This window comes from Janthinobacterium rivuli, assembly GCF_029690045.1.
Taxonomy (GTDB): Bacteria; Pseudomonadota; Gammaproteobacteria; order Burkholderiales; family Burkholderiaceae_D; genus Janthinobacterium; species Janthinobacterium rivuli.
Window position 1 is genome coordinate 1,155,299 of sequence record NZ_CP121464.1, and the last position, 11,809, is coordinate 1,167,107.

An 11,809-nucleotide genomic window follows, 5' to 3' on the forward strand; every position below is an offset into this window, starting at 1 on the left:
ACTTGCACAGAAAGGAGGAAAATATGGAAATTTTTATGCTCGCCCTATGGGATGCGCGTTCTTTAAGCACATTTGCCAGCTCTTGCCCACGTTCTATCGCGCTGCGATAACCTGGCCAGAGCAAAGTTACCCTCCTCCACGAGTCCTTTCCTGGTACTCCGTTGTCGTTAGCGCTCCTGTTAACGCGGATGCTTGCATCCCGAACAAAGACAAGAGCCATGACTACCCTTATCTCGACACAAGCTTTACAACTGGATACCCACGACGGTTTTCTGTTCAATGAACTCGCCTTTACCTTGCGCCAGGGCGACCGCATCGGCCTGATCGGCCACAATGGCTGCGGCAAATCCACCTTGCTGGGTCTGCTCAGCGGCACGCGCGAAGCCACGTCCGGCACCATCCACTACGCCCGTGCCTGCCGCTTGCAGCATGTGGAGCAGCATTTGCCGGCCGAACTTGCCAACCTGCGCCTGTACGACGCCTTGCTGGCGCCCGTGCTGGAGCAGCCGGAACTGCATTGGCGGGTCGACAGCCTGCTGGCTGAACTGGGTTTCGACCAGGAAACCGCGCAAGTGCCCGTGTATTCTTTATCCGGCGGCCAGCACACGCGGCTGCTGCTGGGACGCGCCCTGCTGCAGGAGCCGAACGTGCTGCTGCTCGACGAACCGAGCAATCACCTGGACTTGCCGTCGCTGCTGTGGCTGGAGCAATTCCTGCTGGCCTGGCGCGGTGCCTTCATCCTCGTCTCGCACGACCAGCGCCTGCTCGACAATGTTGCCACGCGCAGCTGGATCTTGCGCGATAGCCGCCTGTACGACTTCGACTTGCCGTGCGGCCCCGCGCTGGCGGCGCTTGCCGAAGCCGATCTTGCCGCGGCCGCCCGCCATGCTGCCGAACAAAAGGAAATCGACCGCCTGTCGGCCAGCAGCGCCCGCCTGGCCCTGTGGGGCCGCACCTATGACAATGAAGACCTGGCGCGCAAGGCCAAGACCATGCAGCGGCGCATTGATAAATTGAAGGATGTGCAATCGTTCGTCAGCGATGGCGCGCCGTGGCGCTTGAGCCTGCGCGGCAAGGCGCTGGCGGCCGACCAGTTGCTGGCGCTGGACGAACTCGATGTGCGCGCCGTGCCCACGTCTTCCGTACTATTCCGGGTCGGCCAGCTGTGGCTGAAACCGGGTGACCGCGTCGCCTTGCTGGGCGCCAACGGCAGCGGCAAATCGTCCTTGCTGCGCCTGTGCTGGCAAGCGATACAGGCGCAGGACGAGCGGCCTGACTTGCGCTACCACAAGGCGGCCAACATCGGCTATTACGACCAGTCGCTCAAGCAACTGGCGGACGATGCGGATTTGTCTGACGCCCTGTACCCGTTTGCCGTGCAAAACGAAGCTGCGCGCAGCCAGGTGGCGCGCAAGCAGGCCTTGATTGCGGCTGGCTTTCCGTATGCGCGCCATGGCCAGACGGTAGCGACCCTGAGCGGCGGCGAGCGGGCGCGGCTGCTATTCCTGGGGCTGTCGCTGGCCAGCTACCACTTGCTGCTGCTGGACGAACCAAGCAACCACCTGGACATGCAGGGCAAGGCGGAACTGGGGCAAGCGCTGCTCAGCTTTGCTGGCGGCTGTTTATTGGTCTCGCACGACCGCGACCTGATCGAGACGGCTTGCAACCGTTTTTGGGTGGTAGCCGATGGCGGGCTGGAAGAGTGGCCCGATGCGGCCAGCGCGTATGCACGGTTGAGCGCGGAAGATGGGCAAGCGTTGACGCCCGCGCCAAGAGTGGAGCGTGCATCCGCGGTACTGACGGACATCGACGTGCAGCTGGAGCGCTTGTGTGAACTGGAGCAATTGCTGGCGGAAGACCTGGCGAGAAAGCCGCGCCACCAGAAGCCGGCCAGCCAGCAGGCGTGGCTGGCGGAACTGGAACGTTTGAATCAAGCGCTGGGGATAACGTCGTAGTTATCCACTGGTAAGAAAATGGCGGACCAGTTGGTCCGCCATTTTTTAATTCCCCGTCGCCACAGGCCGCGCCGGATCGGCGCACCATTCGCTCCACGAGCCCGGATACAGGGCCGCGCCAGGCAAACCTGCCACTTCCAGGGCCAGCAAGTTGTGGCAAGCCGTCACGCCGGAACCGCACTGCATGACGGCGGCTTGCGGTGCATCAAGCAATGCGCTGAAATCGCGCTGCAGTTCGTCCGCGCTCTTGAAGCGGCCATCCGCTTGCAAGTTGTCCTTGAAAAAACGGTTTTTCGCGCCGGGGATATGGCCGCCGACGGGGTCGATGGTTTCGTTTTCGCCACGATAACGGTCGGGCGCGCGCGCGTCGACGACGGTCAAGGCCTGGGTTTCCAGGTTGGCGATGACGTCCTGCACGCTGACCGTGCGCGTCAGGCTGGCTTTTTCCGTGAGGTTACCAACAGGGCGGGGCGCCACGGGCGTGACCAGTGGCAAGCCTTGCGCCTGCCAGGCGACCAGGCCGCCGTCGAGCACGGCGACGGCTGGGTGGCCGAGCCAGCGCAGCAGCCACCACACACGGGCGGCGAACATGCCGCCCTGGCCGTCATAGGCGACCACTTGCGTGTCGTCATCGATGCCCCAGCCGCGCAGAGTCGCCAGCAGGGCGTTGCGCTCGGGCAAGGGGTGGCGCCCCGTAAAATCTGCACCGCGCGCCGTCTTCGGGCCGGACAGGGCCGTGTCGATATCGGCGAACTGCGCGTTCTGGATATGGCCGGCGGCAAACGCGTCGCTGCCGGCCGTCGGGTTGAGCAAGTCGTGGCGGCAATCGAGGATGACCCAGTTGCTGTCATTCAGGTGGTTGGCCAGTTCGCTGGCCTGTAACAAGGTGGTGTACATCGGAAACGCTCCTTTACACTTCGCTGGCAATCGGATCCGTGCGCGCGATCGCCGCGCCACGGGCCGTGTTGCGGGTATTGTAATAGGTTGCCGCGATGCCGGACGCGAGAATGATGCCGATGCCGGCCCAGCCGTGCCAGTCGAACAGGTCGCCAAAGATCACCACGCCCCAGAAGCTGGAAAAGACGATGCCCGTGTATTGCAAGTTCGCCACCACGAGGGTCTTGCCCAGGCGATAGGCGCGCGTCATGGCCATCTGCGCCATGGTGGCGCACAGGCCGATGGCGGCCAGCAAGCCGATGCCATAGCCGCTCGTGTGCGCGTGCCAGATGACAGGGCCGCCGCCGGCGCTGGCCACGTGGCCGATCACGCCGGCCAGGAAGTTGACGACCGAGAAATAAAACACGACCCGGTATTCGGGTTCGCCCAGCAAGCCCAGCTTGCGCACCTGCAAATAGGCGAGGGCCGACAGCATGCCGGAAATCAAGGCCGTGATGGCGCCGGCCGCCTGGTCCGTTTCGAACACGGGTTGCAGCAGCAGGGTCACGCCGACAAAGCTCATGGCAATGGCCGCCACCAGTGGCCACTCGACTTGTTTTGTTGCTTTCCACCAGCCGCCGGCCAGCAGGATCACGGCGATCCAGATGGGCGCCATATAGTTCAGCGTCATGGCCGTGGCCAGCGGCAGGATGGCGATCGCATAAAACCACAGCCACAGGGCGATCACGCCCACCACGCCGCGCCACAGATGCTGGCCCGGCATCGTGGTTTTAAAACTGCCGCCCTGGTACAAAATCGTGCAGCTCATGACGGTCATGCCGATGATGCCGCGGTACATGACGATTTCGGACGTCGAATACATATCCGACGCCAGCTTGACGCACACGCCCATGATGGCGAACATGAAACTGGCAAATAGCATCCAAAGCGATTGCATGAGAAATCCTGACGATGAAAAAGAAAAGGCCGCGCAATGCGGCCCTGGAGGGAATTACAGTTCGATATTATTGCGGTACCACTCGTGGAAATGCTGCATGCCATCTTCCATGGGCGACTGGTAAGGGCCCACTTCGCTGACACCGCGCGCCATCAGGGCCTTGCGGCCCGCATCCATGCGCAGGGCGATTTCATCGTCCTCGACGCAAGTTTCCATGTAGGCGGCCCGTTCCGCTTCGACGAAGTCGCGCTCGAACAGCACGATTTCTTCCGGATAATAGAACTCGACAACGTTGCGCGTCTTTTGCGGACCGTCGGGCCACAGGGTCGAGACGATCAGCACGTGCGGATACCATTCGACCATGATGTTCGGATACAGGGTCAGCCAGATGGCGCCATACGGTGGCGCTTCGCCGCCACGGAATTGCAGCACCTGCTCCTGCCATTTCTTGTAGGCGGGCGAGCCGGCCTGCTGCAAGCCGCGGTGCACGCCCACGGTTTGCACGCTGTAATCCTTGCCGAACTCCCAGCGCAGGTCGTCGCAGCTAACGAAGCTGCCCAGGCCCGGGTGGAACGGTTCCACGTGATAGTCTTCCAGATAGACTTCGATGAAGGTCTTCCAGTTGTAGTCGCACTCGTGGATTTCCACGTGGTCGAACATATAGCCGGAAAAATCGAGTTCTTTCGAGACGGACAAATCTTTCAATTTTTCCATCACGTTGTAGCCATTTTGCTCAAACAGCAAGCCATTCCAGCTTTGCAGCGGCGTTTTTGACAGGTTCAGGCACGGCGTCTCGGGGAAATGCGGCGCGCCGATCAGTTCGCCCTTGAGGTCGTAGGTCCAGCGGTGCAGCGGGCAGACGATGTTGTTTGCATTGCCGCGGCCATTGAACATCAGCGCCTGCCGGTGGCGGCACACGTTGGACAGCACTTCGATGCCATTGGCGTTGCGCACGAGCATGCGCCCTTCGTTCTCAGACGCCAGGGTCGCAAAATCGCCGGTTTCCGGCACCATCAGCTCATGCCCGACATAGCGCGGGCCGGCTTGGAACAATTGCTGCATTTCACGCTGCAACAGCGTTTCGTCAAAATAGACGTGGACCGGAAGTTGCGCGTTTGAGCGCGCCAGCTTGGCGTGAGTAGCCAGATCGGACATCCCAACCCCCCATAAATGTACAACGGTCAGCAGTGCCCCAGGCCATTCCCTGGGCAGCCGCTACAGAGAGAAAGAATCCGCAAAGACCTGAATTCAAATTTGTTGAAACGGTATTTCGGACAGAACCGGCGATTATAGCGCGTATCGGCCTCGGCATTGCCAAAACCCCCCGGCAAATAATGACTTTAATGAGAAACATTGTCATTTGGCGCGCAATTTCCGGTAGATGGGGGCGATTGCGCTAAAATTCACTGCCAAGCTGGCAACGCTATTGACTTTGAGCGCGCCGATTGCGCTTTAGTTTTCACTTAATAGTGTGGTTTGTTCTAAAATAACGCTTCTATGCTGGCCGGGAATCCCCGGCGTCTCCCTACAAGCCCCTCGTGCCACGAAGAGATCTGAGTCTATGTCGAAGAAATTAACTGCCGCTGCCGTAGCGCCGGCCTCGTTTGAAGAGGCGATGGCGGAACTGGCGCAGCTGGTAACGCAAATGGAAGCGGGCCAGTTGCCGCTGGAAGCATCGGTCGCGGCCTACCAGCGCGGCTCGGAACTGGTCAAGTATTGCGCTACCCAGCTCGACAGTGTCGAAGCGCAGGTGAAAGTATTGGAAGGCGACATGTTGAAACCGTTCGTGGATGCCGGCGAGGCTGCCCAATGATGGCCAGCGTGCAACAAGACGGCGTGACCTTCGGCGACTGGATGCAAGCGACCCAGTCCGGCGTGGAAGCTCGGCTCGACCAGTTCCTGCCGGCGGCGGACGTCGTGCCGCACAAGCTACACGCGGCCATGCGCTATGCGCTGCTCGGTGGCGGCAAGCGCGTGCGCCCGCTGCTGGTGATGGCGGCTGGCGAATTGTTTGATGCCGATCAAGATACCCTCGCGCGCGCCGCTTGCGCGCTGGAAATGATTCACGTGTATTCGCTCGTGCATGACGACATGCCGTGCATGGATGATGATGCCTTGCGCCGTGGCAAACCCACCGTGCACATCGCCTACGATGAAGCGACGGCCCTGCTGGTCGGCGACGCCCTGCAATCGCAGGCCTTCATGCTGCTGGCCGAAGGCGCGGCCATTGCGCCGGCGCGGCAAATGGCCATGGTGCGCCTGCTGGCACAGGCTTCCGGGTCTAGCGGCATGTGCGGCGGCCAGGCGATCGACCTCGACAGCGTCGGCCTGGCCTTGACCTTGCCGCAGCTGGAACAGATGCATCAACTCAAAACGGGCGCCTTGCTGCGCGCGGCCGTGATTCTCGGCGCGCTGGCCGGCAAGGACTTGACGCCAGACGACATGACGGCGCTGAACGCGTATGCGCGCGCCGTCGGGCTGGCGTTCCAGGTGGTCGACGACGTGCTCGACGCCACGGCCGATTCGGCCACCCTGGGCAAGACGGCAGGCAAGGATGCGGCCGCCAACAAGCCCACTTACGTATCGATACTGGGGCTGGAACCATCGAGAGCCCTGGCAGAACAATTGCGGTGCGACGCCCATGCGGCGCTGGCGCCATTCGGGGACAAGGCACGCCGTCTGCGCGAGCTGGCAGACCTGGTCGTGCAGCGGAAGGCATAAATGAAACTGTTAGAAACCATCAATGAACCAGCGCAAGTGCGCAAGCTGGCCCGCTCGCAACTGGTGCCGCTGGCGCAGGAATTGCGCGGCTTCCTGCTCGATTCCGTTTCCAAGACGGGCGGCCACCTGTCGTCCAACCTGGGCACGGTCGAGCTGACCGTCGCGCTGCATTACGTGTTCAACACGCCGCACGACCGCATCGTGTGGGACGTGGGCCACCAGACCTATTCGCACAAGATCCTCACGGGCCGCCGCGAGCGCATGCATACCCTGCGCCAGAAAGACGGCATTTCCGGCTTCCCTAAACGCGACGAGAGCGAATACGACACCTTCGGCACGGCGCACTCGTCGACGTCGATCTCGGCCGCGCTGGGCATGGCGCAGGCCGCCAAGATCAAGGGCGACCCGCTGCACGCGATCGCCGTGATCGGCGACGGCTCGATGACGGCCGGCATGGCCTTCGAAGCGATGAACAATGCTGGCGTGCAGGAAGACGTCAATCTGCTGGTGATTTTGAACGACAACGACATGTCGATCTCGCCGCCCGTCGGCGCGCTGAACCGCCACCTGGCGCGCTTGATGTCGGGCCAGTTCTATGCGGCCGCGAAAAATGTCGGCAAGTCCGTCTTGCCCGGCCCCGTGCTGGAGCTGGCGAAGCGCTTTGAAGAGCACGCCAAAGGCATGGTCGTGCCCGCCACCATGTTCGAGGAATTCGGTTTTAACTATATCGGCCCCATCGATGGCCACGACCTCGATTCGCTGATCCCGACCTTGCAAAACATCAAGCAATTGAAGGGCCCGCAATTCCTGCACGTGGTCACCAAGAAGGGGCAAGGCTACAAGCTGGCCGAGGCGGAACCGATCCTGTACCACGGCACGGGCAAGTTCAATCCGGCGGAAGGCATCAAGCCAGCCACGGCGCCGGCCAAGATGACGTACACGGAAGTGTTCGGCAACTGGCTGTGCGACATGGCCGCGCACGACAAGCGCCTGGTGGGCATCACGCCGGCCATGCGCGAAGGCTCGGGCATGGTCAAGTTCGAACAGCAATTCCCGAACCGCTATTTCGACGTCGGCATCGCCGAGCAGCATTCCGTGACCTTCGGCGCGGGCCTGGCTTGCGAAGGCTTGAAACCCGTCGTGGCCATCTATTCCACCTTCCTGCAGCGCGCCTACGACCAGCTGATCCACGACGTGGCCCTGCAAAACCTGGACGTGACCTTCGCCCTGGACCGTGCCGGCCTGGTGGGCGCCGATGGCGCCACGCACGCGGGCAATTACGACATGGCGTTCCTGCGCTGCATCCCGAACATGGTCGTCATGGCCGCGTCGGACGAAAACGAATGCCGCCAGATGCTCACCACGGGTTACCACTATCCGGGCCCGGCCGCCATCCGCTATCCGCGCGGCGCCGGCGCCGGCGCGGCCATCGTGCCGGAACTGACCAGCATTGAAATCGGCAAGGGCGAGATCAAGCGCCACGGCAAGCGCATCGCCATCCTGGCCTTCGGCTCGATGGTGGCGCCGAGCGTGGCGGCGGGCGATAAGCTCGACGCGACGGTCGCCAACATGCGCTTCGTCAAGCCGCTCGACGTGGCGCTGGTGAAACAGCTGGCTGCGGAACACGATTACCTGGTGACGGTGGAAGAGGGCTGCATCATGGGCGGCGCCGGTTCGGCCGTGGCCGAAGCCCTGGCGGCCGAGGGCATCGTCAAGCCGATCCTGATGCTGGGTTTGCCAGACGTCTTTATCGACCATGGCGATCCCGTGCAGTTGCTGAAAAGCGTGGGTCTCGATGCGAACGGCATCGCCGCGTCGATCGAGCAGCGTTTTGGCGGCACGCAGCCGCGCCTGGCCGTCGTCAGCTAAGTTTGCCTGCATACTGAGAAGCGGCACTGCGGTGCCGCTTTTTTTGGCTCTGTCATCGGCAAGTAGGGGAAATGCCGGAATCTTCCTGTGACCGTGCTGTCTGACTCTGCATACCCACCCTGCAGGAGCAGATCATGCGGCCAGCCGAATGGATCACCTTGATTGCGCAGTTTGCTCAGCTGAGCCAACGCCAGCGGCAGGCAGGCATTGCCCTGTTGCGTGGCAACTCTCCACAAGACGCGACCGTCGCGCTGCTAGAAAGTGTGGCCCAACCGCGATTGGCCTGTCCCGCTTGCCATTCAGACCAATTGCACCGGCATGGCCATGCGCACGGTTTGCAGCGCTACCGCTGCATGTCCTGCGGCCGCACCTTCAATGCCTTGACGGGCACGCCGCTGGCCCGCTTGCGCCACAAGGCGCTGTGGCTCGATTATGCCGATTACCTGCTGGCATCGGATTCCGTGCGCAAGGCGGCGTTACAGCTGGGCGTACACCGCAACACGACGTTCCGCTGGCGCCACCGGTTTTTGTCGTTGGCAAAGACGGACAGACCGCATGGTTTGCACGGCATTGCCGAAGCCGACGAGTTATATCTGCTGGAATCGGAAAAGGGATCCAGAAACATGACGCGTCCGGCGCGCCGCCGGGGCGGCCATGCCCACAAGCGCGGCATTTCCAATGAACAGGTCTGCATCCTGGTGGCACGCGACCGCACGGGGCAGACGCTCGATTTTGTCACGGGGAAAGGGGCGTTGACGAAAGCGCAGCTGCATCATTGCTTGTTGCCTGTCATCGACAAGGACGTGCTGCTGGTGACTGATGGCCATGCCGCCTACCGGGCCTTTGCGAGGGAAGCGGGCATCAGCCACCAGGCCGTCAACTTGCGCGCCGGCATCCGCGTGCAGGGCGCCGCCCATGTGCAGAACGTCAATGCCTATCACAGCCGTTTGCGGCAATGGCTGGGTCCGTTTCATGGCGTGGCGACGCGCTACCTGCCGAACTACCTGGGATGGCGCTGGATACTCGACGCCAGGCGTATCCGCTCACCGGAAACGTTATTGAAAGCAACGCTGGGCGCATTCCCACATTTGACGGTGACATAGCCTTTTTTTTCGTTCGCAGGAATTTTACGCTGCACTGCAGCATTTTCTGCCGGGGAATGCTACGATGACGCTTTGATACCTTCTCAAAGTCCAACTTGCACTTCAGGAAACTTCACCGCCGTACGCGCGCACTGGCCGGCCGCTGGCTGACGGGCATGCACGCCTATACCGACAAGCTGGCGCAGCGCCGTCCCCTGTGGATGGTCAGCCTGGCCATCGATGAAACGAATCTGTCCGAGGGACTGCGGGCCGCTTGCGCCTCGAGCGCCATGCTGCTGCTGGGCCTGCTGTTCGACCACCCCGATTTTTCCTGGGCCGCCATCGGCGCCTTCTGGACCTGCCTGGCCGACGCGGCTGGCACGCGGCGCATGCGCTTCGTCTCGATGGTGGGCTTCGGCTTGCTGTCAACGGTCGCTGGCGGCCTGACGGCGCTGGCGGCCGGGCATGGCGTGGCGGCGGCGGCCATTGCCGTGCTGCTGTTTTCCTGGGCCGGCGCGTTGGCGCGCATCTGGGGCGCGGCCACGGCGCAGGTGGCCATCCTGGCGGCCACGGCCTGCGTGGTGATGGTCACGCATCCGTTGGAATCGATGACGCAGACGGCGCCTTTCCTGGGCCTGTACATGTTCGGTTGCCTGTTCGCCACCGTGCTCAGTTTTACCGTCTGGCGCATCCACCCGTTCAGCCCGGCCAGACGCGCCATCCGTGCCGCGTATTCGCGCCTGGCCGGCATCGCGCGCGACAATGCGCGTTTCCTCGAACATGACGCCGCGAAAGCCGATGTTGCCGCGCATGGCGCCAGCTACCGTTCGCAGGCGCGCGCCGCGCTGGAAGCGGCGCGTGTGGCGCTGGCCGCCGTTCCGCCCGCGCGCGCGGGACGCAGCGCCCTGTACGACAACCTGCTGCTGGCGCTCAGCGACGCCGAGCGCATCTTCGCCTATTTAATTGCCGTCACGCATACATGCGAGCGCGAGCAGCAGCGCCTGCGCCAGGACCCGCGCGCGCGGCGCAGCCTGGAAGTGATGGCCGTGCTGCTGCGCCGCCTGGGGCAAGCCGTGCAGCGCCAGCCGGAAACGCCGCCGCTGGCCTTGCAGCGCCGCCTGGCGGGCTGCGGACGGCGCCTGGAAGCGGCGCTGGGCGCCTTGCTGCCCTTGCGCCTGAACGTGGATTTCATGGAACTGGGCTTGCCGCGCGCGGCGCAGCTGCCGTGGCGCGAGGCCGCTTTCTTGGCGCTGGGGCAGGCGTGGCAAACGGCGAAAGTCAACGCCACGCCGCAGTCGCTGAGCTGGCGCCATGCGGCGCGCGTATCGCTGGCGACGACGGCCGGCTTCCTGCTGGTCGAGGCCTTGCATATTCCGTTCGGCTACTGGGCCACGATGGCGACCCTGCTGATACTGCAGCCGTCCGTGTCGACCACCTGGCCGCGCGGCATCGAGCGCGTCGCGGGCAGCGTGCTGGGCGCCGTGCTGGCCGTGCTGATCGGCCTGGTCATTTACACGCCGCTCGGTATCTCGCTGGTGGTGTTTCCCTTGATCGTTGCCACCATGGCCTTGCGCCGTGTCAGCTACAGCCTGCACGTGCTGTTCATGACGCCCGCCTTCGTGCTGGTGGCCGACTATGCGGCGCCGGCCAGCGAGATGGTGTACGCCATGAGCCGCCTGGGCAACAATGTGCTCGGTTGCGTGCTGGCCTTGCTGGCCACGTTTTTCCTGTGGCCCGACCGCGAGGCGGACGACCTGGACCAGCGCCTGGCGCAAGCCGTGTCGGCCAACCTGAAATACCTGCTGGCCGTGCTGGCCGCCGGTGGTAAATGGGACAGCGCCATCGCGCGCCTGCGCCGCGAGGCGGGGCTGGCCAGCAATAACGCGGAACAGGTGCTGCAGCGCTTGCGCATCGAGCGCCGCCTGGACCGCAGCAGTGGCGTGGGGCTGGCGGCGCTGCGCACCTTGCCGCTGCTGCGCCGCGTGGCGGGCAGCACGGCGCGCATCAGCCTGAGTCCCCAGGCCGAGCCGGCGCCGCCCGCATTGCAACGGTGGATTGCCGAGGTCAGCGGGGAAATCGATGCGCTGCTGCGCGGTGAAGCCACTGCCGGCGCGCCTGGCCCGTGTCTTGCCGACAGCCTGACGCCGCTGCAAGCCGATGCCGTGGCCCAGGTGCAGCTGCTGCGCGGCTTGCTGCGCGAGCATGTGCTGGCGCAAGCGCAGCCAGGTGGCGTGGCGTCAGGCGCCTGAATGACAAAGCAGGCGTGGTGAGGATGCAACAAGACGGCTGAAATTTTTACCCATGTTAAAAAAACGGCCGAGTCTTGATTTTCCTGCATTGTCAATGCA

The 11,809-nt window shown here is 63.2% G+C and carries 9 protein-coding genes; 6 read left to right on the plus strand and 3 right to left on the minus strand.

Annotation, left to right across the window (positions count from 1 at the left end; all coding sequences use genetic code 11):
• Positions 1 to 218 precede the first annotated feature (218 nt).
• Complete coding sequence (locus P9875_RS05215; RefSeq protein WP_278317750.1) at positions 219 to 1,955, plus strand: ABC-F family ATP-binding cassette domain-containing protein; 1,737 nt, start codon at positions 219 to 221, stop codon at positions 1,953 to 1,955.
• 45 nt (positions 1,956 to 2,000) lie between these two features.
• Here P9875_RS05215 and P9875_RS05220 read toward each other — a convergent pair whose 3' ends face one another.
• Genes P9875_RS05220 through P9875_RS05230 form a run of 3 tightly spaced genes read right to left on the minus strand, consistent with a single transcriptional unit; the run spans position 2,001 to position 4,944 of the window.
• Positions 2,001 to 2,852, minus strand: a complete 852-nt coding sequence (locus tag P9875_RS05220) for a sulfurtransferase (protein ID WP_278317751.1) — start codon at positions 2,850 to 2,852, stop codon at positions 2,001 to 2,003.
• 13 nt (positions 2,853 to 2,865) lie between these two features.
• Positions 2,866 to 3,789: a DMT family transporter gene (locus P9875_RS05225; protein WP_278317752.1), complete on the minus strand. Its 924-nt coding sequence runs from the start codon at positions 3,787 to 3,789 to the stop codon at positions 2,866 to 2,868.
• A gap of 54 nt (positions 3,790 to 3,843) precedes the next feature.
• Positions 3,844 to 4,944: an aromatic ring-hydroxylating oxygenase subunit alpha gene (locus P9875_RS05230; RefSeq protein ID WP_035824656.1), complete on the minus strand. Its 1,101-nt coding sequence runs from the start codon at positions 4,942 to 4,944 to the stop codon at positions 3,844 to 3,846.
• Between the two features lie 406 nt (positions 4,945 to 5,350).
• On the opposite strand from P9875_RS05230, the gene P9875_RS05235 reads away from it, so the two are divergent.
• The 5 genes from P9875_RS05235 to P9875_RS05255 all read left to right on the plus strand — a co-directional run bounded on the left by P9875_RS05235 (position 5,351) and on the right by P9875_RS05255 (position 11,710).
• Positions 5,351 to 5,602 (plus strand): exodeoxyribonuclease VII small subunit, encoded by a 252-nt coding sequence (locus P9875_RS05235; RefSeq protein WP_278317753.1) that lies wholly within the window; start codon positions 5,351 to 5,353, stop codon positions 5,600 to 5,602.
• On the plus strand, positions 5,599 to 6,510 hold the full coding sequence (locus P9875_RS05240; RefSeq protein ID WP_235211792.1) for a polyprenyl synthetase family protein: 912 nt from the start codon (positions 5,599 to 5,601) through the stop codon (positions 6,508 to 6,510). The genes P9875_RS05235 and P9875_RS05240 overlap by 4 nt, the downstream gene beginning before the upstream one ends.
• The gene (gene dxs / locus P9875_RS05245) at positions 6,511 to 8,379 is read left to right on the plus strand and encodes a 1-deoxy-D-xylulose-5-phosphate synthase (protein ID WP_278317754.1); all 1,869 of its coding nucleotides are present in this window, start codon (positions 6,511 to 6,513) and stop codon (positions 8,377 to 8,379) included. It abuts the gene before it with no gap.
• A gap of 134 nt (positions 8,380 to 8,513) precedes the next feature.
• Positions 8,514 to 9,482, plus strand: a complete 969-nt coding sequence (locus tag P9875_RS05250; RefSeq protein WP_278317755.1) for an IS1595 family transposase — start codon at positions 8,514 to 8,516, stop codon at positions 9,480 to 9,482.
• A gap of 155 nt (positions 9,483 to 9,637) precedes the next feature.
• The gene (locus tag P9875_RS05255; protein ID WP_278317756.1) at positions 9,638 to 11,710 is read left to right on the plus strand and encodes an FUSC family protein; all 2,073 of its coding nucleotides are present in this window, start codon (positions 9,638 to 9,640) and stop codon (positions 11,708 to 11,710) included.
• The last annotated feature ends 99 nt before the right edge of the window (positions 11,711 to 11,809 follow it).

Excerpts from the sequence above, each read along its gene's own strand:
- P9875_RS05215 (WP_278317750.1), top strand. The coding sequence starts at position 219 with ATGACTACCCTTATCTCGACACAAGCTTTACAACTGGATACCCACGAC.
- P9875_RS05220 (WP_278317751.1), bottom strand. The coding sequence starts at position 2,852 with ATGTACACCACCTTGTTACAGGCCAGCGAACTGGCCAACCACCTGAAT.
- P9875_RS05225 (WP_278317752.1), bottom strand. The coding sequence starts at position 3,789 with ATGCAATCGCTTTGGATGCTATTTGCCAGTTTCATGTTCGCCATCATG.
- P9875_RS05230 (WP_035824656.1), bottom strand. The coding sequence starts at position 4,944 with ATGTCCGATCTGGCTACTCACGCCAAGCTGGCGCGCTCAAACGCGCAA.
- P9875_RS05235 (WP_278317753.1), top strand. The coding sequence starts at position 5,351 with ATGTCGAAGAAATTAACTGCCGCTGCCGTAGCGCCGGCCTCGTTTGAA.
- P9875_RS05240 (WP_235211792.1), top strand. The coding sequence starts at position 5,599 with ATGATGGCCAGCGTGCAACAAGACGGCGTGACCTTCGGCGACTGGATG.
- dxs (WP_278317754.1), top strand. The coding sequence starts at position 6,511 with ATGAAACTGTTAGAAACCATCAATGAACCAGCGCAAGTGCGCAAGCTG.
- P9875_RS05250 (WP_278317755.1), top strand. The coding sequence starts at position 8,514 with ATGCGGCCAGCCGAATGGATCACCTTGATTGCGCAGTTTGCTCAGCTG.
- P9875_RS05255 (WP_278317756.1), top strand. The coding sequence starts at position 9,638 with ATGCACGCCTATACCGACAAGCTGGCGCAGCGCCGTCCCCTGTGGATG.